This is a genomic window from Desulfosporosinus sp. Sb-LF (genome assembly GCF_004766055.1).
In the GTDB taxonomy this organism is placed as follows: domain Bacteria; phylum Bacillota; class Desulfitobacteriia; order Desulfitobacteriales; family Desulfitobacteriaceae; genus Desulfosporosinus.
On sequence record NZ_SPQR01000001.1, the window covers coordinates 466,115 to 490,081 of the forward strand.

22 protein-coding genes, 1 tRNA gene and 4 pseudogenes are annotated in these 23,967 nt (G+C 39.9%); 17 read left to right on the forward strand and 10 right to left on the reverse strand.

Translation table 11 applies throughout. The features are described from left to right. The first annotated feature begins 44 nt into the window (after nt 1-44). The 3 genes and pseudogenes from trxA to E4K68_RS02330 all read left to right on the forward strand — a co-directional run bounded on the left by trxA (nt 45) and on the right by E4K68_RS02330 (nt 1,329). Nucleotides 45-374 (forward strand): thioredoxin, encoded by a 330-nt coding sequence (gene trxA, locus E4K68_RS02320; protein WP_135377113.1) that lies wholly within the window; start codon nt 45-47, stop codon nt 372-374. Nucleotides 375-520: 146 nt separating this feature from the next. Further along, nucleotides 521-664: pseudogene (locus tag E4K68_RS21340) on the forward strand (DUF3427 domain-containing protein); the annotation flags it as partial. Nucleotides 665-843: 179 nt separating this feature from the next. After that, on the forward strand, nt 844-1,329 hold the full coding sequence (locus tag E4K68_RS02330; protein WP_135377115.1) for an FUSC family protein: 486 nt from the start codon (nt 844-846) through the stop codon (nt 1,327-1,329). Nucleotides 1,330-1,336: 7 nt separating this feature from the next. Here E4K68_RS02330 and E4K68_RS02335 read toward each other — a convergent pair whose 3' ends face one another. From E4K68_RS02335 to E4K68_RS02350, 4 genes and pseudogenes are all read right to left on the reverse strand, one after another. Then, nucleotides 1,337-2,005 carry a LysM peptidoglycan-binding domain-containing protein gene (locus E4K68_RS02335; protein WP_135377240.1) on the reverse strand — a complete coding sequence of 223 codons (669 nt, stop codon included), beginning with the start codon at nt 2,003-2,005 and terminating at the stop codon, nt 1,337-1,339. Nucleotides 2,006-2,083: 78 nt separating this feature from the next. Further along, nucleotides 2,084-2,554: pseudogene (locus E4K68_RS02340) on the reverse strand ((2Fe-2S)-binding protein); the annotation flags it as partial. A gap of 1 nt (nt 2,555) precedes the next feature. Then, the gene (locus E4K68_RS02345; RefSeq protein ID WP_135377116.1) at nt 2,556-3,389 is read right to left on the reverse strand and encodes an FAD binding domain-containing protein; all 834 of its coding nucleotides are present in this window, start codon (nt 3,387-3,389) and stop codon (nt 2,556-2,558) included. Then, nucleotides 3,386-5,713 (reverse strand): xanthine dehydrogenase family protein molybdopterin-binding subunit, encoded by a 2,328-nt coding sequence (locus E4K68_RS02350; RefSeq protein WP_135377117.1) that lies wholly within the window; start codon nt 5,711-5,713, stop codon nt 3,386-3,388. Before E4K68_RS02350 ends, E4K68_RS02345 begins: the two co-directional genes overlap by 4 nt. 391 nt (nt 5,714-6,104) lie before the next feature. Here E4K68_RS02350 and E4K68_RS02355 point away from each other — a divergent pair, with 391 nt between their 5' ends. The 9 genes and pseudogenes from E4K68_RS02355 (at nt 6,105) to E4K68_RS20950 (ending at nt 15,401) form a co-directional block, all read left to right on the forward strand. After that, the gene (locus tag E4K68_RS02355) at nt 6,105-7,628 is read left to right on the forward strand and encodes a DNA methylase (RefSeq protein ID WP_135377118.1); all 1,524 of its coding nucleotides are present in this window, start codon (nt 6,105-6,107) and stop codon (nt 7,626-7,628) included. Further along, complete coding sequence (locus tag E4K68_RS02360; RefSeq protein ID WP_135377119.1) at nt 7,625-8,053, forward strand: hypothetical protein; 429 nt, start codon at nt 7,625-7,627, stop codon at nt 8,051-8,053. Before E4K68_RS02355 ends, E4K68_RS02360 begins: the two co-directional genes overlap by 4 nt. Before the next feature lie 194 nt (nt 8,054-8,247). After that, a complete protein-coding gene (locus E4K68_RS02365) occupies nt 8,248-8,679 on the forward strand; it encodes a MarR family transcriptional regulator (RefSeq protein WP_243450219.1) in 432 nt (143 codons plus the stop codon). Between the two features lie 4 nt (nt 8,680-8,683). Continuing rightward, nucleotides 8,684-10,363 carry a GH3 auxin-responsive promoter family protein gene (locus tag E4K68_RS02370; RefSeq protein WP_135377120.1) on the forward strand — a complete coding sequence of 560 codons (1,680 nt, stop codon included), beginning with the start codon at nt 8,684-8,686 and terminating at the stop codon, nt 10,361-10,363. A 9-nt stretch (nt 10,364-10,372) separates the two neighbouring features. Continuing rightward, nucleotides 10,373-11,535, forward strand: a pseudogene (locus tag E4K68_RS02375) (MFS transporter). A 172-nt stretch (nt 11,536-11,707) separates the two neighbouring features. Continuing rightward, nucleotides 11,708-12,556 carry an amidohydrolase family protein gene (locus E4K68_RS02380; RefSeq protein ID WP_135377121.1) on the forward strand — a complete coding sequence of 283 codons (849 nt, stop codon included), beginning with the start codon at nt 11,708-11,710 and terminating at the stop codon, nt 12,554-12,556. Nucleotides 12,557-12,668: 112 nt separating this feature from the next. Further along, the gene (locus E4K68_RS20945) at nt 12,669-12,857 is read left to right on the forward strand and encodes a hypothetical protein (protein ID WP_243450220.1); all 189 of its coding nucleotides are present in this window, start codon (nt 12,669-12,671) and stop codon (nt 12,855-12,857) included. Nucleotides 12,858-12,963: 106 nt separating this feature from the next. Beyond that, a complete protein-coding gene (locus tag E4K68_RS02390) occupies nt 12,964-14,706 on the forward strand; it encodes a sigma-70 family RNA polymerase sigma factor (RefSeq protein WP_135377122.1) in 1,743 nt (580 codons plus the stop codon). A gap of 536 nt (nt 14,707-15,242) precedes the next feature. Next, a complete protein-coding gene (locus tag E4K68_RS20950; protein WP_243450221.1) occupies nt 15,243-15,401 on the forward strand; it encodes a hypothetical protein in 159 nt (52 codons plus the stop codon). 265 nt (nt 15,402-15,666) lie between these two features. Here E4K68_RS20950 and E4K68_RS02405 read toward each other — a convergent pair whose 3' ends face one another. The 4 genes from E4K68_RS02405 to E4K68_RS02420 are packed head-to-tail and all read right to left on the reverse strand — an operon-like array spanning nt 15,667 to nt 18,653. Next, nucleotides 15,667-16,749: a HAMP domain-containing sensor histidine kinase gene (locus tag E4K68_RS02405; protein WP_135377123.1), complete on the reverse strand. Its 1,083-nt coding sequence runs from the start codon at nt 16,747-16,749 to the stop codon at nt 15,667-15,669. Next, nucleotides 16,742-17,446 carry a response regulator transcription factor gene (locus E4K68_RS02410; protein ID WP_135377124.1) on the reverse strand — a complete coding sequence of 235 codons (705 nt, stop codon included), beginning with the start codon at nt 17,444-17,446 and terminating at the stop codon, nt 16,742-16,744. The genes E4K68_RS02405 and E4K68_RS02410 overlap by 8 nt, the downstream gene beginning before the upstream one ends. A 10-nt stretch (nt 17,447-17,456) precedes the next feature. Next, the gene (locus tag E4K68_RS02415) at nt 17,457-18,059 is read right to left on the reverse strand and encodes a DedA family protein (RefSeq protein WP_199241662.1); all 603 of its coding nucleotides are present in this window, start codon (nt 18,057-18,059) and stop codon (nt 17,457-17,459) included. Nucleotides 18,060-18,071: 12 nt separating this feature from the next. Further along, on the reverse strand, nt 18,072-18,653 hold the full coding sequence (locus E4K68_RS02420) for a methyltransferase (RefSeq protein ID WP_135377125.1): 582 nt from the start codon (nt 18,651-18,653) through the stop codon (nt 18,072-18,074). 274 nt (nt 18,654-18,927) lie between these two features. On the opposite strand from E4K68_RS02420, the gene E4K68_RS20250 reads away from it, so the two are divergent. Continuing rightward, on the forward strand, nt 18,928-19,095 hold the full coding sequence (locus E4K68_RS20250) for a hypothetical protein (RefSeq protein WP_158291357.1): 168 nt from the start codon (nt 18,928-18,930) through the stop codon (nt 19,093-19,095). A 335-nt stretch (nt 19,096-19,430) separates the two neighbouring features. Here the strand turns inward: E4K68_RS20250 and E4K68_RS02425 are convergent. Next, nucleotides 19,431-19,721 (reverse strand): annotated as a pseudogene (locus tag E4K68_RS02425) (tyrosine-type recombinase/integrase); the annotation flags it as partial. Between the two features lie 257 nt (nt 19,722-19,978). Here E4K68_RS02425 and E4K68_RS02430 point away from each other — a divergent pair. From E4K68_RS02430 to E4K68_RS02445, 3 genes are all read left to right on the forward strand, one after another. Next, nucleotides 19,979-20,317, forward strand: coding sequence for a hypothetical protein (locus E4K68_RS02430; protein WP_135377127.1), 339 nt, complete (start codon nt 19,979-19,981; stop codon nt 20,315-20,317). A gap of 763 nt (nt 20,318-21,080) precedes the next feature. Further along, complete coding sequence (locus E4K68_RS02440) at nt 21,081-22,556, forward strand: PAS domain-containing sensor histidine kinase (protein ID WP_135377128.1); 1,476 nt, start codon at nt 21,081-21,083, stop codon at nt 22,554-22,556. Between the two features lie 83 nt (nt 22,557-22,639). Beyond that, entirely contained in the window at nt 22,640-23,104 is a 465-nt protein-coding gene (locus E4K68_RS02445) for a site-specific integrase (RefSeq protein WP_282432959.1), read from the forward strand. A 23-nt stretch (nt 23,105-23,127) separates the two neighbouring features. On the opposite strand, the gene E4K68_RS02450 is transcribed toward E4K68_RS02445, so the two are convergent. Continuing rightward, nucleotides 23,128-23,214, reverse strand: a tRNA-Leu gene (locus E4K68_RS02450). 316 nt (nt 23,215-23,530) lie between these two features. Between E4K68_RS02450 and E4K68_RS02455 the strand changes: the two genes are divergently transcribed. Next, the gene (locus E4K68_RS02455) at nt 23,531-23,827 is read left to right on the forward strand and encodes a DUF1294 domain-containing protein (RefSeq protein WP_135377130.1); all 297 of its coding nucleotides are present in this window, start codon (nt 23,531-23,533) and stop codon (nt 23,825-23,827) included. Nucleotides 23,828-23,967 lie beyond the last annotated feature (140 nt).

Genomic DNA, 23,967 nt, shown 5'->3' on the forward strand with positions numbered 1-23,967 from the left:
ATTTTGTTTGAATTTAAATATATTTTTAAGGAGGAAATTTCAAAATGGCAGGTGCAAACGTTAAAACTTTTACTACAGCAAACTTTGAATCGGAGGTTCTGAAATCTGAGAAAGCGGTTTTAGTGGACTTTTGGGCTTCGTGGTGTAAACCATGCCGTTTGGAAGCTCCTATCATCGATGAACTTGCGGATGAGTACCTCGGCCAAATTGTGGTAGGTAAGGTCGATGTGGATGATAATGATCCTATTGTCAGCAACTATTCAGTCGTTAGTATTCCGACACTCGCTATTTTCAAAGGGGGCAAGGTGGTTGACATAATCGCTGGTCTCCATGGAAAAAAGGAGCTTGTCAAAATGCTAAACGATCAGTTGTAATCCCAAGTCTGGGTCGAGCTTACTTCTGGCCGCATAGGAGGACATAGAGTGCCCTTCATGTGGACTTAGGTTAATTGATTAATTTCATAGCTTCTATACTTATGATAACATTAGTACTCACCGGAGCGTTTTGGGCGTTGCGGTGGGTATTTTTTGTTCTAATTCATGCAGGAAGTGGCAATTCCTCTTCGACTATGTATCAGGATTATTCCATCAGTGAGGAGCTATTTCGTTGGCAATCGCAGAGCAGAACGACAGTGGAATCGATGACAGGGCAGAGGTATATCAACCAATCCGTTAATGGCGGCCGCGGGCGCCAGATAAATTTTGTATATTCAGAAAAGTTCATTACAATATTTTGAGAATATAAGTTAATTAAGTTGTAAAATATAAACTAATCCTGTAATTCACCTTAAGAAAGATATAGAACAATAAAATCTAATTCGAAACGTTAGGAAGAATAGAATATATGTCAACGAGTATCAATAATTCGAATAAAAAAAATATTACCATTATTACCATTATCCAAAATGTTATCGGTGTATCTTTAGCTTGGGAATTATCTAAGATTGCCGGGTCAAGTCATCCTTTTCTAGCTCCTCTTGCAGTGATAATATGTTTACATGCAACGCTAGATGAATCCATTCTGCACGGGTACCGGAGAATAATTGGTACGTTTTTAGGAGCATTCACGACTGGTTTTATTGCTCCTTTTATAGGAAGCAACGCTTGGAGTATCGGACTTGTTGTTTTATTAGGGATGGGAATGGCCAAGCTGTTGGCTTTAAGCAATGAGGTCGGAAATCATGCAGCAATAAGTGCTCTCCTGATTTTGGCAGTCCAAAATAATGGGGGATATACTATAGATCGAGTCAGAGATACCATAATTGGTGTACTTATAGCCATATTAGTAAAATGGGTTGTTGATACTATTATGGGAAAGGTTAAGGGTTAAGAGAGATTTAAGATCCACAGAATTTCGCCAGTTTTTCGGAAAAGAGCTTGATATGAAACTCCTCATCCTTAATAATCCGGGCAAGAAGGGCTTGAATAAAGGGATCCTGAATAATTTGGATATGGGCCTGATACTGGCGGATGGCATCGTGTTCGGATTGGATATCCGCACGCAGCTGTGCACATGGGTCGAAGTTGTGATAGGCGATATATTGAGGGGTCCAGGGCTGTTGTCTGCCGTCGTTATAGCAGGGTGATGCACCTAAGTGGATGATTATTTCCCCTAACATTTCCAGATGAAGCATCTCAACAATGCTGATCCCTTCTTCAAGGTCGGATACTTCCTGCCAGGAAGGGACTGAATACATCTCCATGTGGTGATGAATATACTGCATGATGGCTGTTGTCTCGCTCACTTTTCCGGCATAATCGTCTAATATAAGTTGAGCATAGTAGGGATTTTTACCGGCAACACGTCTTTCAGGGTAAGGATCCGGCAGACGATATCGATTAGGTAATTGCGAACAACTGCTTAGGGGTATGTTAATTATTTGCCCGGGAGAAATGTGCTCGGGGTTATAAATCTGAGGATTTGCTCTTATCAGTTCATTTAGCGGTAAATTATATTTTTGCGCAATTAAATAAAACGAATCACCTGGTTGGATGGTATAATTCATTTTTGCATCCCTCCAATTTTCTTTAATAGTTATTCCAAGAGAAGAATGATGATGATTCGAATCTGGATTTTTAGAATTGTTTTTAGATAACACCGATTTTACAGCTTTTTTTATTTCTTCGTAGCCGGTACATCTACAAAGATTAGATTGTAACCACTCTTGAATGACTTCGTCATTTGCATCCGGGTGGATTTTTGATAATGCGTAACAATTCATGATAAATCCAGATGTACAATAGCCGCATTGAAAAGCCCAGTTTTCTATAAAAGACTTTTGAATAGGAGTATCTTTAAGACCTTCTATTGTCGTTATCTTGTGCCCTATTGTTTCAACGGCGAGCATCAGACATGATTTAACAGGCCATCCGTCTACAAGAACTGTACAGGCTCCACAATCTCCATTCTCACAACCTGGTTTGGCACCTGTAAGACCAAGGGAATCACGCAGTGCGTAAAGCAGAGTATCTGCAGGTCTTGCCACAACGCTTTTTATTTCACCATTAACGTCAATTTCCAGAGGGAATTTATTTTTGTTGCGGGATACCAGCATATTAACTCCTTTCAAGCACCTTAATAATATCTGATAATGTATTTTCAAGGACAAATTCTCTATATTCAGCGGATGCTTCAATATTGTTATTGATAGGAGTCGGAAGGATGGACAGTGCCTTATTTATTCTGAGTTCCAAGGGAATATTCTTATCGTTTAATACTTGCTCTATACTGGCTGATCTAAAGGGAAAAGGACAGACACCGCTAAAAGCAAACCGGATTTGTCCGTCCTTTTTTAATGAATCGATAGAAATAAGCGGATAAGCAGACTTTTCCTGCTTCGTCTTTTTTATACTCATAAAAGGAAATTGACTGTAGCCTATATCTGTTACAAGCTGGACTAAAAACCCTCCTTTTTCCAGATTTAATGTTTTATTAAATACTTGATTGATAGAAACATTTCTTATTCCTATTTGTCCTGCCAAAACCACCGTGCTGTCTGAAATCAAAAAAGGCAGAACAGCTTCTCTAAACGTTATTTTACCGCAAATATTGCCGCCTACAGTTAATTTATTGCGGACCGTATGATCTGCAACCTTTCTGGCTGCTCTCCCCAGAAGGGGAAAAATTTTGGATTCTTCAAGCTGTGTAAGCGTTATTGAGGCACCTATGACAAGTTTTTCATTTTGCACCTTAAAGGTATTACATTCAGGTATTCCTTTTATATCAATTACAGCTTTGGTGAAAATATGGGATCTTCTTGCCATGGTTATAATTTCTGTTCCGCCGCTAAAATATAAAGGCGCTTTTCCTTGGGTATTCAATAATCTAAATGTATCTACTGCTTCCATCATTGAAGATGGTTTATAATATTCAAAGTCAAATGGAATCACTTCTTAACCCCCCTTTTTGCTTTCCAAATAAATTCCGGTAAGAGAGGCATAAAATTAAGTGGTACCTGTATGGCAGCAGATAGGCTGTTTGCCAGTGCCGCCGGCATTCCAATAACACCATGTTCACCAATTCCCCGGGCACCGTAGGGAGCATCCATCTGAGGTGTTTCTACAAAATCTACTATGTATTCAGGGTTTTCTCCAAAGTGTAATATCTTGTATGTACGTAATTGTGGGTTTTGAATGATTCCTTTATCATTAAAAATAAAATATTCTCTGCTTGAAAAGCTGAGGCCTAGGCTCATACCACCTGTAATCTGCCCTTTTGCAGCTTCCGGATTCAGCACTTTTCCAGCATCTATGACCGATACTGCTTTCAAAATTTTATAGGTATATTCTTTCAAGTCCAGTTCTACTTCAACCCCTTGAGCGCCTACTGTCCATTCAGGACCTGGATTTCCTCTGCCGGTTTCAGGATCCAGACCGGTTAGACCTTTCATAGCAAAACGTCCCTGTCCGATTACCTGGCTTCCTACAGTTGTGCCGTTAGGATACTTATAGCCAAAGGCAATACTTTCAAAACCAAGGCCCACCCTTGGATTTTGCCTCCAAAATACCCTGCCTTCCGATACATCCAGATCTTGAGTGGAGGTGTTTAAAACTCTAGAGGCAGTAGTTTTGAGCTGATTCATTGCATCTTCAGCAGCTTCCAAAACTGCGCCTCCAACGAGATAAATAGTCCTGCTTGCAGCTGTTTTCCAATGATCCGGATCAATTTTCGTATCAACCTCCATGTTAACATGAATTTTAGAGATATCCATTTTCATTCTTTCGGCTAGTATTTGAGCAAGTACTGTTTTTGTTCCCTGGCCAATTTCAACTGCTCCGGTATGGATATTGATGCTTCCATCGTGATTAAAGGTAAGAATAGCCCCTGCACTTGCCTTAATGGGTGTGTTTGAGTTTTTCCAAATACAACTGACACCCTTTGCTCTAACTTTGTTGTTTCCGATTGGGATCCTTCTTCCTTCATCCCATAAGATGAGTTCTCTCAATCTTTTTAAGCAGGCCGGCAAATTACCAATATTACTGGAGTTAAGCAAAGTTTGGGTAGGTGTGGTATTTCCGGGGATAATGGCGTTCTTCAGTCTTAATTCTAACGGATCCATATTTAACTGATCAGCTAAAATGTCCATTGCTCTTTCTATAGCAAAGGTAAGCTCAAGGTGACCAAAACCCCTGAAAGCCACAGCATTGGGATGGTTTGTATATAGGCATAATGAATCGCACCATAAGTTTTCGATATTATAGGGACCGGTGCAATCGACTGCTGCAGCCCTGCTAATAATTGCTCCTCTGTCTGAATAAGCACCACTGTCGAATAAATGGGTGATTTCTGCTGCAGTAATTTTCCCCTCTTTTGTACATCCAAGTTTAACTTTTGCATCAAGTCCTATATGAACCGGGGATGTGATCATGTCTTCTTCCCGGGAGTTTAACATTTTAACAGCTTTACCACCTACGGATTTTGAAGCAATGTAGGCTAAAATCTCTAATTGGATAGTCGTTTTGCCACCAAAAGCCCCGCCCACGAGAGGCGTTTTCACTGTAACTTTTCGCGGCTCAATATTAAAATATAAACCGATTAATCTTTTTACTGAAAAAGGGTCTTGGGTAGATGTATGAATAATGATTTCTCCATCAGGCTTGATTTGAGCGATAGAGCACCTGGTTTCCATTGCCACATGGTCAGATTGTGGGAATGAAATAGTAGATTCAATAGTAATTTGACTTTTAGCCCAGCCTTTTTTAAGATCCCCTTTGCGGATTTTGGTGCGATTGGCAATGTTTGTGCCGGGTACCGGATAAGCCTCTTCTAAGAGCTTATAATCTTTTAGATTTTCATGAATGAGTGGAGCATTACTTTTAATAGCATCATTAGAGGAATTTACAACATCCAGAGGAATATAATCTACCTTTATTAAAGCGGCTGCTTTTCTTGTGGATTGTTCACTATCAGCGACGATTACTGCTACCGGCTCTCCGTGATATCGTACTTTATCTAAAGCAATAGGTGGTCTGTCTAAAATAACAGAACCTGTGAGGATAGGGTACTGTTTTCCGGTCACGATGGCACGTACGCCAGGTACTTTCCATGCTTCAGAGGTTTCAATTTGTTTAATTTCTGCATGTGCATAAGGACTTGCAACAATGCCAGCATGCAATAGTCCGGTAATATTATAATCACCTGTATATTTAGCTTCGCCTGTAACTTTATCCAAGGCTTCTTTTCTAAATACACTTTTTCCTATTATATAAAACATGTCATGCTGCTCCTTAATTTTGGACGTCGCTATAACATTTATATTGGAACGTACTTTTGTCCTATTACTTCAAAATTTATAACTCCAACATTATAGGACAATATGAGATCAGAATGAAAAAGCCAATCCTCAACATCAAGCATAATCAGCTGCCTTCTCAATTTGTGAAGGTTAAAACGTGACAGGTGCAGAAAAATTGCTGCTGTCAAAAAACAAATTAAACTGTACATTGGTACTATAAACTGTTCATTAAATGTGTTTTTCGAAACTAGATAATAATTAACTCAACTTTCGCATAGCGAAAGTTGAGTAACTAATAATATAACGCACATATAAACAGAAATTTGTCGAGTAGATAATTTGTAATTAAGTAGACAACCGGAGAATAAGCATGAAGAACAGAACCTATATCGCAATTGATTTGAAATCCTTCTACGCTTCGGTCGAATGTGTGGAACGAGGGCTTGATCCGCTGATCACCAACCTTGTTGTCGCTGACGCAAGCCGCACAAAAAAAACCATCTGTCTCGCTGTCTCTCCCTCCCTCAAAGCATACGGCATTCCCGGTAGGGCGAGGCTGTTTGAAGTCGTACAGAAGGTCAAGGAAGCAAATGCAGCAAGGCTGCGCAAAGCACCAGGACGAGCCTTTTCCGGCGTTTCCTGCAACGATACTGAATTGAAATCCTCACCGGGTCTCTCGTTGGAGTACATTGTTGCTCCACCAAGGATGGCGTATTATATAGAGTACAGCACGCAGATTTACAATATCTATTTGAAGTACATCGCGCCCGAAGATATTCATGTTTACTCCATTGACGAGGTATTCCTTGACGCCACCGATTATCTGAACACCTACAATCTTTCAGCCCGTGAGCTTGCCGCGAAAATGATTCTGGATGTACTCAAAACAACTGGCATCACAGCAACGGCGGGAATTGGCACAAACCTGTATCTTAGCAAGATCGCTATGGATATTCAGGCAAAGCACATACCTGCTGATAACAACGGTATGCGGATCGCCGTGCTGGACGAAATGAGCTACCGTCGCTCCCTGTGGTCGCATCGGCCTCTAACAGACTTTTGGCGCATTGGAAAAGGATATGCCAACAAGCTGGAGGAAAAAGGTCTCTTTACAATGGGAGATATTGCAAGATGCTCTCTCGGTAAACCTACCGATTACTACAACGAGGATTTACTGTATAAGCTGTTCGGCATCAACGCTGAGCTGCTGATCGACCATGCGTGGGGGTGGGAGCCATGCACAATTGCCGATATTAAAGCGTATAAGCCAAGCACAAACAGTATTGGATCGGGTCAGGTACTGCACTATGCCTATACTTTTGACAAAGCGAAGCTGATCGTACGGGAAATGACAGATCTGCTGGTACTTGATCTGGTAGATAAAAGGCTTGTGAGCGACCAGCTTGTTTTGACGGTCGGATATGATATCGATAATCTAACAAATACAGAGATAAAAAAATCATATCACGGGGCAATCACCACTGACCACTACGGACGCGCCGTTCCGAAATCCGCGCATGGTTCAGTAAATCTTGGCAGACAGACCTCCTCTACAAAGCTAATCCTGGATGCCGTCACAGATCTGTTTGAACGCATCGTTGACAAAAATCTTCTGATCAGAAGAGTCAACATCACTGCGAATCATGTCGTTGATGAGGCAACTGTTCAAAAGACGGGCAACTTTGAACAACTTGATCTCTTTACGGATTACGCGGCTGCGCAGACGAAAAAAGAAGATGAAGAAGCTGAGCTTGCACGAGAAAAAAAGATGCAGCAAGCAATGCTTGAAATAAAAAAGAAATACGGCAAGAACGCCATTCTAAAGGGTATGAATCTGGAGGAAGGCGCTACCACTGTAGACCGGAACAGGCAGATTGGAGGGCACAAGGCATGACGAGGACATATGACGACATCATTAATCTACCTCACCATGTCACTACGACGCGCCCTCATATGACTGCTATTGACCGGGCAGCTCAGTTTTCCCCTTTCGCCGCACTGACCGGCTATGAGGCCGCCATCAAAGAAACCGCAAGACTGACTGACGAGAGAGTAAAATTGGACGAATATATGAAGGACGCTTTGAGTGATAGGCTGCAAATCATAGCAGATCGGATTAAAGAGTATCCTGAAATCGCAATTACCTACTTTCAGCCGGATGCGAAGAAGAATGGCGGCGCCTATGTTACTACTATCAGTACGGCTAAAAAGATAGACGAATATGAACGGGTTGTCGTTATGACCGATGGCACAGCGATTCCCATTGATGAAATATTCAGTATAGATGGGCAAATATTCGAATTTATGGAAATACGTTGAACCAATAGTTTTGGTTATTGTAGACAGGATACGATCTTATTGCTCTTTGTGCCCCCTGATAGCATAGGAGGCTATGTTTTTGCCTAAATAATAATAGCAATAAATAATAATTTACACAAAATATTTATGAGATATACAATATAGAAAGACTTATTAAATGTGGAAGGGTGATACCTTTGTCAGGGGAATGTAAGGTGGATCTTTTAGATGAAACCGGGCAACTCATTCGAAAGATTTGGCAGGATTATGAGGCATACCTTATGCCGGACTCAAGTCAGATTTCGCCCCATCAGTTATACTTTTTAAATTATTTACAGAGAAAGAAGACCGTCACCCCTTCGGAGATTGCCGATCAATTTGGCATTACTCTGGGTGCGGTCACGGGCTTTGTTGATCGTCTCTATAAACTAGGACTCATAAATAGAACCCGGAGTGAAGAGGATCGTCGGTTAGTCTTAGTTGAACTGACTGCCGAGGGTCAAAAGAGGCTTGAAGAGTTTTATCTCCATCGGAAGGAAAGGCATGCCGAAATTATTAAGCGGGTGAGTGAAGGGGAAATTCAAGAACTGAACCAAGCTTTGGGCAAATTTGCTGGGGTTTTAAACGAACTAACCAAGAGGGAGTGATCGATTGAAGTTCCTGCAGACTTTAATTAACTTAATTTACGGCTTCAGTGCGGATACATCCTATAGAAAGTTTAATAAGGATACTAAAAATGCAGGGGAAATAAACAAACAGGTTTTACAAGAAATTCTGCGGCTAAATGCTGCCACTACCTATGGCCAAAGCTACAAATTTTACGGTCTTCATCCCGAGGATTATAAAAAACAGGTGCCTTTAACGTATTATCAAGATTATGAAGGCTTTATTGATGAAATTGCTGCGGGTAAGGAAAATGTTCTAACCTCAGATCCGATTATATATTTTGGCTTAAGTTCTGGAACGACCGGAAAACAAAAGAGAATACCCGTTACCAGTCGTTCCCGAAAAATTGTTACTATGGCTATGATGCTTTTACAGGAAGGCCTCTTACGCCAGGCTTTACCCTCTGCCCGCAAAGGGGGTAGGGGGTTGCTGCTGATGAACATGCTTCAGTCAAGTAATAGTTCTGCGGGTATACCTACCGGTTCCGGCACTTCCGGCGGGGTCCAGTCCATGAGGAAAGTTTTACCGTATTTTTGGACCACACCCATGGAGGTTCTTGCATTACCGGACCAAAAAGAGGCGAATTATCTCCATCTCCTTTTTGCTTTAAAAGATCGTGATTTAGCCTATATTATGGCTCCCTTTGCTTCTGGAGTTGTCCAATTACTGGGTGTTCTGGAGGAACGGTATCAAGAACTTGTGGAGGATATTAAAATAGGAAGCATTTCGTCAAAGCTTAACCTGGCACCGGAAATTCGGGCAGACCTCGAGAACCAGGTTGCCCCGGACCCGCAACGCGCTCGAGAACTAGAATGGGCCTATCAAAAGGGGATGGTTCATATTGTGCCGCGTATCTGGCCAAAGCTAAGCCATGTTTCCTGTGTTGCAGGGGGAAGTTTTAGCGTTTATGAACCAAAACTTAAGTTTTATACCGGTCAATTACCGATTTACTCGGCCGTTTACGGGGCAACCGAATCACTCATTGGCTTATCCCCGAGGGTCAACGAACCAACCTATGTGTTAGTCCCCCGCGCAGGTTACTTTGAATTTATTAAAGCGGAGGAGATCGATGCGGTTAATCCTGCCACCTTGAATTTAAACGAGGTTAAGGTGGGGGAAACCTATGAAATTGTTATTACAAATTATGCCGGATTTTATCGTTATCGCTTAGGGGATATTGTAAAGGTCGTGGACTTTTATAACGAGTCTCCGGTAGTAGAGTTTCTTTATCGTAAAGGTCAGTTGCTCAATATTGCCGGCGAAAAAACATCTGAGGAAGCAGTTCGGCTAGCAATGACCCAAACGATGGAGACTCTTAAGCAACGTATCGTGGATTTTACGATCACTTTAGACCTAAGTTCTGCGGTGGGTAAGTATGCTTTTTACCTTGAAGTTGAATCCGACGGTGTTAAGTCAGAAGAACTATCTCGGCTGTGTGATACCCTAGAAACGAAACTTTATGCAGCAAATCCTCGTTACCGAGCGGGGGTTGAAAGTCACCGCATTGCTCCCTGTGTTGTACATCTTGTTCGATCCGGAACCTTTGATAGGCTTCGGCAGGAACTAGTTAAGCGGGGTGCGTCTTTAAATCAGGTTAAAATTCCCCGTGCAATTCAAGATGCCCGGTTAATTGAACTTTTAGAGAGTAACCGATTAAAGGGATAGGAGATCGATCTGATGAAGAAACATGTTCGCCCAATGATTATTCCTTTTATCGTGCAATTCCTGGTCATGGTGGGATTTGGGCTGGTTATTCCGATTCTCCCGTACCTGGTGTAAAAACTAGGCGGGGGAGCCTTAGCACTCGGTTTATTTATGTCAGCCTATTCAATTATGCAATTTTTCTTTGCTCCTTTTTGGGGCAGACTTTCCGACCGAATCGGCAGACGCCCGGTTTTATTAATCGGATTGAGTGGTTATGGTGTAACGTTCTTCCTTTTTGGTTTGGCTAACACTATACCACTCCTCATTGTATTCCGGGCTCTCTCCGGAATGGTCTCTTCGGCCACCTTACCCACGGTAATGGCCTATCTGGCGGATATTACCGAAGGGGATGATCGGTCAAAGAGTATGGGCATGATAGGTGCTGCATCGGGTTTGGGAATGATTTTTGGTCCGGCTTTAGGAGGCGTGTTAGGCCAGAATAGTTTCACCTTACCCTTTTTTGTCGCAGGAGGGCTGGCCCTGCTGGTTTTGCCCTTTGCCTGGGAATTCTTACCGGAGACCCTCACGAACCCTAAAGATAAACCAACAAAGCAAGTACCCAGATTAAGTTTGGCCGTGCTAAAGGACCCCTTTTTGCCATGAACTTTGCTCTGAATTTTACAATGGCTATGTTTGAGAGTACCTTTGCCTTATTAGCTATGGTGAAGGTTGGCTTTGGCCCGAAGCAAATGGGAACGACCTTTATGATCCTTGGCATCGCGGGTACGATTGTGCAAGGCTGGCTGATCGGAAAACTGGTTAAACGCTTCGGGGATAGTCCTATTTTCAAAACGGGAACAATCTTCAGTGCCTTGGGTATGATCTCTATCCTACTTGCCCCAAATGCCCTGTTACTAGTTACGGCGACTTTACTCCTTATGGTAGGAACCTCCTTAATGGGACCTACAAGTTCGAGCATGGTGACAAAACAAAGTACTTACGGGCAAGGAACTTCTCTTGGTATCTTTCAATCCTTTGCCAGTCTGGGTCGTGTTATCGGCCCCATTGCAGGGGGAGCGTTCTATGGGCTCTACATCGGGCTGCCCTATATTGTTGGAGCTATTTTTCTCGGATTAATGCTTCTTTTTGCCGGACGGAAGATTGGAGTCAAACAAGTTGCACCATTAAAATGACGCTTTCAATTTTAATAGCTATCATGATCGGCACTAAACGCATTTACTTAATGACCGTAACGATTCTTATGATTCCTGCCAGAAGACAAAATTAAACTGGGTAAATTACAAATAAGTGTGAGAAGATAGGTAATAATTAGGTCCGAATTAATTCCGAACGGGGAATGTTGTTTTGAAGATCATTGATGCCCATTTTCATTTTTCGAATCGGCTTGGCTTTAAAGAAACTGCCAAACATATATCGCAAGTAGAATTTAGTGCTCATGGGCTAAGACAAGAGTTTGGGCAAGCAGGGGTGGTGGCTGGGATCATCATGGCAACATCTAGGCTGGAACCCGATCAGCCATCGGGGAGTCAAGAAGAATTTGATTTAGAGGATGGGACTGTAGAAGGTTTACTTTCTTGTGTCGGAGTCAATCCTGAAAAACTAAAGGAAGATCACAATGAACTCGATTATATTGAAGGGGAACTTAAAAAAAGGTGGGTGACTGGGATTAAACTCTATCCCGGTTATTTTCCGTATTATGTTTATGACCCGATCTATGATCCCATCTATGAGCTTGCTCGGAAATACCGGGTTCCCGTGGCGATTCATTGTGGTGATACACAATCCCCCAAAGGACTCTTGAAATACTCCCATCCGTTAACGATCGATGAGCTAGCCGTAAAACAAGAGGAGGTCACGTTTGTGATCTGCCATATGGGCGTCCCCTGGGTGATTGATGCGGTAGAGGTCGTGGCCAAGAATCCTAATGTTTACGCGGACTTATCTGGACTCCTGGCAGGTAATAAAGAGCACGTGATGAAAATGAAAGAGAAAAGGCTTTACATCGAGTATATTCAACAAGCCTTAGTTATATCGAATCGTTACGATAAAGTTCTCTATGGATCGGACTGGCCACTTGTACCGATTGAACCATATGTGGAATTTATTAAACAGCTTATACCGGAGGAGTACCATGAGGCTGTGTTTTATCGAAATGCACTTAAGGTTTATCCCAAACTCAATGAAATTTTATAATCGAGTTTGACAACAGGAATGGATTTTGGTTAGAGATAATATCTACTGAGGTTTCGAGAGTTGCCATCCATCCAAAAGGAGAACTTGTTAAAATGCAGTTGTCAAGGAATACTTGACAACTGCATTAGGTTTATTTAGCCTCAGGATTCATATCATTGACAAACAAGCCAACGGCATTCATTTTAAGGTCATCCTTCAGTCCTTTCTTTTTGTGAATATCGCAGATGTTGACGGCGCGATCGTCAATACTTTGCAGGCCGTTTCTCTGGCCAGCTTGCTCGGTCTAAATATAAATGACTAGACTATGCTCATGATGTTTAAAAAACAGTGGAACTTTTTAACCCCAATATGAATCCTAAGTACTGAAATGCATTTCGAATTAAAATAGTTGAGGTGAGGATTAAAGCGTGAATATTGATCTGATTGGGCGGGCTCGGCAGGGTGACCTTGACGCTTGGGAAGTATTAATCCGGGAAATCTATCCCCAGGCTTCCAAACAGGCTTTCTGCCTGCTGAGGGATAAAGATCTGGCCCAGGACGCCGTACAAAACACTATGCTTAAGGTTTTTAATAACCTGTCAGGTTTAAAAGATGACGGCGCTTTTACCGGTTGGTGGCGGCGGATATTAACCAACGAAATATACTTGTTGCTACGCTTCAGCAGTAGGGTAATGTCGGGGATAACACCGGAACTGCTTAACACCGGGGAACTATCTGTCGAGGATGCTGTCACGCTGAAGTTGGAAATGGGGCAGGCGATTAAAAGGCTTCCTCTGGAACAACAGCAAATTCTGCTTGATATTGATGTAAGAGGATTTAATTTACAGGAAGCTGCGGAAGAATACAATCTTCCGCTGGGAACGGTCAAGTCGCGGTTGTTCCGGGCCCGGGCTCGTCTGCAGGAGACACTGAAACAGTATAGAAAAAAGCCAAAGGAGCGAGTCGACATGACTATAGAGTCTTCCGATATAAAGGACCGAATTTGTGACTATTTGGAAGGAACCATGGAGGCTACTGCCAGAAATGCCTTTGAACAAGAACTGTTGCAAAACCCTGCATGGCAACAGGAGATGAAAAAGCAGAAGGACTTTTTGACATTCTTGCATTTACTGACAGGAAAAATAACCCTTTCCGTAGCTGAGATTAAGGATAAGGTGCAGGCGGTGATAGAGAAAACAGAGGATTACGAGGAAATCGTGGATGCTACTTTCTTTGAGCAGGGAAAACCGTCGACCGTGACCTCTCATATCTGGTTCAAGAAGCCTGATCGCTATCGGACAGACGGGGACAGTGCGGCAACAGGTCCCATTACGGTAATTATGAAAGATGGAATAATGCTGAGTTGGCTTGCCGATAAGCGCCACGTCAGAAAACTCATTTTAAGCCAGGAATACAGAGAACGTGGCAACTTTAGTTTCCCGGACAGCCTCAAAGCGATGGCCGAGAATAAATCCAGCCGGATCTTAGGTACGGAATACCTGCAAGGCCGGCCGGTTCTTCATGTACAATTCAGCGAACAAGTTCCAGGGTTGGGGGAAATGAATACTCATCACTGGATGGACAAAGAAACCTGGATGCCAATACGAACGGAATATTATAATGTCAAAGGAGAGCTGGTAAACCGCCGAGAAGTGAGAGAGCTTCGCCTCAATCAGGGATTGCCTGATTCCCTGTTTGAACTGGATCTTCCTGAAGGGGTAACCCTTGAGGAAGAAAACAGTCAAGTCGTCAATCTTCCTCAGGATATAACGCTGACTGAGGCAGCAGAGCGTTTTGATCAAGCGCCATATGTTTTGGCTGGTCAGAATTATAAGATCAAACATCAATGGGTTGAAGTAAAAGAGGGTAAAGGTGTTCTGCTCAGTATGTATTCCGTCCTCGGTGAGCAAAACCCGTTGTTGATTGTCACACAAGGGCCTGTGCCGCATACCAATCTGCCTCCAAATGCAAGCACGGAACCCGTAGAACTTAAGTTTGACGGCAGGAAAGCAACAGGAGGACTCATCAAGATCGAATTGGTGGGTGTCAAATACATGCTCGATTGGCAGGACAATGGTTACTATTATTCCTGCGGCGGGCAGCTCGAAAAGGATGAATTGCTCAAAATCCCCGGAAAGTTGACCCAGGCAGAATGGAAATTTCTACCGTAGCGCTTGGAGCAGTTGGACTGTAGCGGCCAGCTCAGCTACTCGATCCTCTTGCTTTAGAATCAAGCGCTACTTTCTGCCGATAAAAAGGACTCAGAATATTCCATGGAAGGAAAGTCAACATATGTGTTTAAGAAAAATTCACAAGGGGAATGGTTTTGTGCAATAGATAACTCATATGGTACAGATTTAATCAATAAGTAGAAAGTTACCGATTGGAGCGTAATAATCTGCGTTACTTTTATGTCGTACCATTTGCTAAAAACGCCTTTCAATTGTTACTTTAGTCACTTGTCGATCCCGGGTTATAAGAAATTATCATCTTTGCTTGAAAAAATATTTGGGCACTAATCAGGTTATAGAACTTGATTGGTGCCCTTTTACATAGTTATTGAAAAATTTGGTGATTGGTGGAAGGAGATACAGGAAGTTCGGCGAAAAAGAAAGTATAAGTCAAACATTTCCGTTATATCAAGATTACAGGGATGGTTCGATTATCACGATGATCTTGAGCCGGTTGCTTATTTCATTCAGTTAAATTGCTTAAAACGATAAAAGAATTCACGGCCGAAACCATTACTGAACAGCAAAAGGAAGAAATATATTCGAAACTACTAGGTTTAAATATAAGTGATAAGGAAGTCAGAACTCAGCATGTCGAAGGAATACATAAAAAGAAAGCAGAAAAAGTGAGTTAAATTGGCGCTAATAGTTGTCCTAAATGTGGTGGTGTGAGTTAATCACGAGAAAGGGCAAATATGGAGATTTTAAGGGGTGCAAAAATTATCCGAAGTGAGGTTTGCGATAACCAACTAGGCAATGAATCTTGATTTCAGTGAAAGTGGAGTTATCGAGTATGAGTGCCAATATTGTCTATAACTGGAGGCTACGCTTAGCTTAGGCTAAGTCATAGTTAGTAGGATAATGTGCAGTTGTTAATAGGATATATAGGTTAACGAGAAATCATTGTAAACTTAATGGCAACCAGACATTAAAGCTAAGGGTTTCATTTTCAGCTTCTGCCCAAATTGACCCATCATGTAGTTCTACAATACTCTTTGCGATAGCTAGTCCTAAACCTGTACCGCCTGTTTCTTTTGACCTGGATTTTTCAAATCTATAAAATCGGTCAAATAGATGGGCTAAGCTTTCAGCATCAATAGACTTAGCTCTGTTTTTTATGGCCATTCTTACTCCGTTGTTTTCCGAAAAAAGACTTACAGCGACAATTCCAGGCTTAAGACTGTATTTTAGTGCATTCCCCAATAAATTTTCTATAACTCTTACATATTTCTCAGGGTCGATTTTTACAAAGTATTTATCATTGGGGATAGAAGGCTGTAAATTTAGATGTTCTTTGTCAAACAGAGGTCCATAGTCCACTACAATTTGCTGAACGATATCGTTTAGGCATAATCTTTTATAATTTAATTCAATTTCCTTTCCCTGAAGCTTTGTGTACTCAAACAGGTTTTCAATTAAGTCTTCAAGCATTTCGGTTCTACCAAAAGCAATGTTTATATAAGTTTCAAGCTCTTCTAAAGTCTTATATTGTTTATCCTTTAACAATTGAAGATACCCTTTGATTGATGTTAACGGAGTTCGTAAATCATGGGAAACGTCACTAATTAGTTCACTTTTACTATTTTCAATTTCTCTTTCATGGTCAAATTTTGACTTTAACTCTTGCGACATTAAATTAATGTTTAGGCAGAGGTCTGAAATTTCATCATTACCTCGGATTTCAATCGTCGAACCGAACTCTTCGTGAGCAATATATTTAACTCGTTGAGAAATATATTTAAGGTATTTGATTTTCCTGTTAATAATAAGAAAGAAGGTAAGGACAAAGATTCCAATGCTAATAACAAATACTGACAATGAAATAGCAATAAGAATGTTAACACTCTTTTCTTGGATATTAAAAACATTATTCAACCATGATATAAAATTAAAAATAATTATGGTGGCTCCTAATGAAACAAAAAAACTCAGTATAATTGCCAAAAATAATTGTAGACTAATTTTAGTTCGTATTTTATTCAATTTTGTATCCGACTCCCCAAACGTTTTTAATGTATTTAGGCTTACGAGGATTATCCTCTATTTTTTCACGGATATTACGAATATGAACCATGACGGTATTCTCAGATTCCATCATTGGTTCTTTCCACACACTCTCATAAATCCGTTCACTGCTAAAAACCATTCCCTTATGACGTGTGAGCAGCTCTAAAATAGCAAATTCCTTGGGAGTAAGTTTAACGTCTTTCTTATTAACTCTGACTTGATGAGTTGATGTATTGATTTTTAAATTGCCAATATCTATTTCATTTTCGTAGGCAGCATCTGTGTATTCATTTGAGTGATTAAAACGAAGGTAACGTCTTAACTGGGACTTAACTCTGGCAACCAGCTCCAGGGGATTGAAAGGTTTTGTCATATAATCATCAGCTCCAACGCTGAGTCCGTGAATTTTATGCATATCCTCAGTCTTTGCTGATAACATTATAATCGGTACTTGGTTTTCTTCACGAATTTTTAGACACGCTTGAATCCCGTCAAGTTTAGGCATCATGACATCCAATATTATAAGTTGTACATTATTACTAGAAAGTATCTCCAGAGCTTCCAAACCATCTCCAGCTTTAATGACTTGAAATCCCTCATTCTTTAGGTAGACTTCAATAAGATTACGTATCTCAGTATCATCATCAATCACTAAAATTACGGGTTGTTCCATGATAAACCTCCTAAACAGTTGGGCTTGGTTTTACATAACGATATAAGCGAAAGACTATGAGAACTATAAATAATAAGCCAAGTGTATACCAACCATACTTTTCGACCAGGATACCAAGTTGTTCAATATGATTTCCAAATAGCCTTCCCAGAAAGAAATAGATTAAGGTCCATATTAAGCCTGTTGAGTAAGAATATAATGCATATTTAGGATAAGGCATTTTGCCGATTCCAACAAGGTATGGCATTAGATGGCGAACAACTGGCAGAAAGTAACTAATAACTAGAGCATACTGTCCGAATTTTTCAAGTATATCTTGGGATTTATAAAGATAGCTCTTGGTTGATTGCTTATTCTTAATTATTCGATTAAGAATTCTTACACCTATACGATTTCCTAGGATATATCCTAAAGATAAACCTGATATTACTCCCATATACGTAAGAATAAACGCTGGAATCGGGTTAAGTAACCCAAGGGTAGTCGCTAATCCGCCTGTCATCACAATGGCTTCATCAGGAATGGGCATCCCAACAATCCCCAGCCATAATGCAAAGAACAAGGCTAGATAGCCGTAATGTCCAATTAAATTAAGTAATATATCGTAATACACTTCATTTCCTCCTTACTTATGACAGACGTAGACGAAGGCAGGGGGAAGATTAAGTGGGACAAAGGAAATCTCAACCTTTGAGAAATTATTCTTTAGTAACGTTTTCATCTGCTGCGAATATTGGAACGCAACAAAGATTCCGTTCGGTTTTAAAGAGTCTATAACAACATCAATAATTCGTTTCCGAACAGAAGTTTCAAACAGTGCGAAGGGTAATCCTGAAACAACGGCATCAAGCGAACCCATTTCAGCCGATTGGAGCTGTTCGGATAATGTTAGTGCATCTTCAAAATACATCATTTCAGGATAACAAGTCTTCAGTTTGCAACGCATCTCATTGTCTTTTTCAAACACAGCAGCTTTGCAATCAGGATGCTTAACTGAGTGAATATATTTTGTGAACGCACCCGTACCTGCACCCAACTCGGCAATAGACCTAATACTACTCCAATCGAGGGGTTCGAGCATTTTAGCAGCAAGAAATTTCGAACTAGGTGTAACACTCCCTACTTGAAATGGGGATTCCATGAATTTAAATAGAAAAAATAATTTGTTAGCTAAATTTGAGCTGAGATTGGAATTTGTAATTTCCATGTTTTCACTCCCTTTCAATGAAACTAATAATACTTGATAAAAATAAAGTTTTAGGGAGGGAAAATCTAAAGACTTTCTGAAGTTTTAACACATGGACATTTCGAGCGAAAAAATATACCCTTCATCAATTATCGAAGGGTAATAAAAAATCTATTTTCATCTGTAACAGTAATTGGCACTATTCCACTTTCTATCCCGAATAGGTGTAATTCCTGTTATTCTTAAACTGGTACCATCATAGGTAGGGAAAATTTAACCGAAAAGGAGAAAATTGATGAGTCGAGGATTAGAAGCTGTTTATAAGTTATTAAATCTTGAAAATGGAAAAGCCATATTTGCCTATTCTGGAGACGACTTTAGTTTCCGTATGATAAAGAAATTGCCCGCTCTTATGATGGTCGAATTGAAATTTTATTATCAGCATTTGAGGATGATGAAATAAAATCAGAGAAGGCTAAAATCGTAAAAGATTGCTTCTATGCCTGTAAGAATATGTACGGAACGGATATATTAGGGCTAATGACCATCAGACATATATTTAGGAAATATAAAGAGACCAGAGAAATACCGATGGAAGGGCATTGGGTTGCATAATAAAATAACTGGGGTCGAACATACTTAATTCACGTTATTCTTAAACCCGTAAGTACAAATGCCGCCTAATCTCTAAGTTTTAGGGCGGCATCAACAAGAAAACCGAAATAATCTTATAGCTCAGTTGAGGGAAATCACTTAATTAAACATCATTGCAAGAGGGTTGGAATTTACAGCAGACTGCTATTGATGCTCATCAATATGGGTATATATCTCAGTAGTTGCTACGCTCTCATGCCCAAGAATCTGTTGAAGTGATCGTATGTCAACCCGTCCATATTTGTACATAAGTGTTGCGGCCGTATGCCGGAGCTTATGAGTCGATATGGATTTAGGGTCAAGACCAGATGCAATAATATATTTTTTAACAACATTTTGAATAGCTTTGGTTGTCATCCTCCTGTTATTTCTTGAAATAAATAATGCATTGGTAGGTATATCGATGGACTTCCGTATTTGAATCCATTTATTGACTATATGATCAGTACATTTCAGAATAATGAGAATTGAATATAGAGATTAAATAGGATTAAACATTGTTTTGCATTCAACTTTTTTGCGGACGGGATTCTTCTTGCTTAATCAAAACATTACCAAATCTTTTTATTTATAGCAAAGATGTTGTAGGGCGTAGACCCTACATCCTCGTTCTTATCATGATATATAATACTAGCTATAAAGGAGTTTAAACCCAAAATACCTCTGTTGAAAATTCTAAAAGTGGCGTTCAAATGCCAAAATTCTTACCTAAAGAAGATTTTACAAAAATTAAAACCACTGCTTACATACTAAATTATGGCGAAGCATACTTTGACATTTATAATGGAACAGACTTTATCATTAATGGATTTACAATAGAAATAAATGTGAAAGATGACAACGGAAATATTGTTGATACAAGGCGATTTAAAAAGGATGTAACTATCTATCCGCTTTCTACAATAAAAGAAGTACACATCACCACAGGTATTCAAGGTTTGCCAAAGGTTGGGGATAGTAACCTAAATATTCAGACGAAATACATTTCTTGGTCATATACGGATATCAGTATAATGCCTGTTAGTAAATAATAGTTATAAAGAATGAATATAAAGACTTCATATAGCAAAGCAAATCAAAGGGAGTCTTGCGAGGCTTCCTTTCATTTGCTTTGCTTAATTGAAACTGGTTATAGTGTAGCTGAAGTGTAAATAAAGCGGACATGTGTCAATCCGGACAACAATGATATATACAAATCGCTAATTGTGATGTTTTGTTTCTAGGACAAAGGGGTTAACTAACTAGGAATGGAGTATTTAAGTCCATCAAGAAATATGCTGATCGAATTGGTATAGGGTTAGTCCTCATACTTTAAGACATACATTAGCTAGGAAACTGTTGAGTTAGGTAGCGATATTACTACAGTTCAAGGAATTTTGGGACATGAGAGATTGGAGACTACTGCTATCTATACAAAGACTACACAAGATAAAATGGATAAGAGCTTAGAAGATTTGAACTGGTGAAAGCCAGTTCTTTTTATCTGTATGCGAGATTAAGGTAGTGGGGGCGTGGTTTAACACCAAATGATACCTTTTCTATCATGCAATCCCTGTAGAGTAGATCCACTTACATCGTCACGCTAAATTAAGTAACGAAAAGAACCGCCTTGGGGTGGTCAATTCTTGACTGTCACAGTGGTCAGCTTTTCGCTTGACACTACGACCTCTGCTGATGTAAAAGAATTTGTAATTTTAAATATTTATTAATTTATACTTGGTCTGCAGGAACTATTGATAAAATATAGAAAGAATAAGAGAATAATGGGGCATAGGGGAAAGGAAATGACTTAGTTTGAGCGAGTATAACTTTTTTAATGACGAACAAAGTGTTAGGTCTTTATTCGAAAATATGCTATATGGATTTGCTTATCATAAGGTTGTTTATGATATTGATGGAAGACCAATTGATTATATTTTTGTCCAAACTAATGATGCCTTTCAAAAGCTAACAGGTTTAAAAACTAAAGATATTATTGGTAAGAGTGTTCTTGAAGTATTGCCAAACACTGAAAGTTATTGGATTGAAACCTATTGTAGAGTAACAACAACTGGATCTGCTGAGAAATTTGAAAATTATTCTCAGGAATTGAACAAATGGTTCGAGGTTACAGTTTGTTCAACAAAGAAAGATCATTTTGCAGTAATCTTTAATGACATAACAGCAACTAAAACATATAACTTGATAGTAGCTGAATCTGAGGACCGATTTCGCTGTCTGGTCGAGCATTCCCAAGATGCTTTATACAGAAGAAATTATACTAAGAACGAGTATGAATATTTAAGTCCTGTTATCGAGAAAATTATAGGTTATTCAGTAGAAGAATTAAAGACTATGCCCTTCGACATCGTTTTGGCAAAAGTCCATCCAGAGGATTTACCTCATGTCACCAAGACGCTAATAGAAACCTCACAGGGCGGCGAGATTGTCACAGAAATGGAATATCGCTTTTTATGTAAAAATGGTACGTATCGTTGGCTTAGTGACCGTTTCACGTCAAGTTCAAAAAATGAGGAAAACCAATTATTTCGATATGGAGTAGTGCAAGATATTACAGAGCGTAAAATAGCAGAAGAAAAAATAAAAAAGCAAGAATATGAAATAGCCCAATTGGATCGTCTAAGCATTGTAGGAGAAATGGCAGCAACCCTTGCACATGAAATTCGTAATCCTATGACGGTCGTGATGGGCTATTGTCAATTGATGTCTCAAAATTTCGAGGGCAAGTCGTTAGAACGCTTTCAATTGATTATTAATGAAATAAAGAGCATAAATCAGGTCATTGAAAATTTCTTGCCATTAGCTCGTAATAAAGGGATTGTGATGAAAGATCATAGTATTAATGACCTTATAACAAGTGAGTATCCGCTTTTCTATGCTGCATGTGTCAACAAAGGGATTAGAATTATTCTAGACCTGTCAGATTGTTTGCCGAATGTTATTATTGATATAGGAGAAATTAAGCAAGTAATTTTTAACATTGTTAGAAATGCAACGGACTCCATGGATTACTCAGGAACTTTAAGGATCTCGACGTGGGTTGATCATCAAACTAACCAAGCAATATTATGTATTACAGACACTGGTAGTGGAATTAACGAGGAGGATCTAGGCAAAATATTTAATCCTTTTTATACGACGAAAACGGATGGGACAGGATTGGGTCTAGGAGTGTGTAAAAGGATCATGCAAAGACATAATGGAAGCATTACAGTTAATTCAAAAGTTGGAATAGGCACAACTGTTCAGATTGCATTTCCTATTAGTTAATTAGCGTATGTGAAAAGTAACACAGGGGAGAACTGAGAAGGGCAGGGGAGTGCAGGGTAAATTTCCTTGCCTCTTTTCCAAAGATTAAGGAGTACCTATTAGAATTAAGGAAAAAACATTTTCAGAACAAACAAGAATTTGGAGACGAGTACATTGACGAAAATTATGTTTGTTGTTGGGATAATGGTAACCCATTGGACATTACTTTTATCAATCACAAGTTTAAGCAAACACTTGGAGATAATGAATTACCTCATATCAGATTTCACGATCTGAGACATTCGACAGCCAGTTACCTGTTGAAACAAGGGTTAAGCATGAAAGAAGTTCAAGTTTGGTTGGGTCATGCTGATATGAGTACAACGGCAAATATTTATTCACATGTTGATATGGAAATGAAGCAAAATGCAGCACTCATGATCAACAATTTATTTGATATTAGTAAAGGTGACGAAAAGGTTAGTAAAAAAAGGAGAAAAGAGTCCGTTAGTAAACCATTAGTAAAAGGGAGAAAAATAGAAAAAGAGAGATTACAAAATACTTTGTAAATCTCTCAATGCCTTGCTATGTATGGTGCGGTCGAGAGGACTTGAACCTCCATGCCCTTGCGAGCACTAGAACCTGAATCTAGCGCGTCTGCCAGTTTCGCCACGACCGCGTAACATAGGTTATTATATGAGAAGAGGGACAGTTTGTCAATAGCAAATTCTTCTCTTTGAAAGTCATTCATAAGTTTACGTTACAGTGGTATTTGGAAAATTCCATTGTAAGAGTAGGGGGACAATGATACAATTATTAAATTATGCTAAATGTAGAAGGCTCCTGCATTACATTATGCTAGGGGTCTTTTGAATGGCTAAGTGCAGAAAGAGAAATGCTTGTGCTGAGAAAAGGGATTTTTTAGAGTGCGTGTGTGAACGAATGATCCTTACCTTAACTCGGAATGTCAGTAGATTGGATTGGAGGTGCTTAGAATGCCTATCTTGAAGGTTTTCGTGGTAGTTTATGTCATTTGGAATGGTTATGTATTTGTTGCAATGGGGAGAGATAAACGCCGAGCTAGGTTGCACCGTTGGAGGATTTCTGAGGCAAGTTTACTTTGGATGGGAGCAGCTTTCGGGGGAGTTGGACTTTATACTGGAATGAAGTATTTCCGTCATAAGACTGCCCATTCAAAGTTTGTCATCGGTGCGCCTGTCTTAATTGTTGTGAACTTTTTGGTGATTAGCTTATTATTATACACTGGGCATTTTCGGTTAAATCTATTTTAGATTTTAACAGATATCTGGGCTTGGATTGGTAAAGAAAATAAAAATTATAATCATGGGGGCACGTGAGAATATTTCAAGTGTTATAAGGACTATTAAAGGATATTATCTAACTCTCAACGAATAGATGAAAGGGATATAAA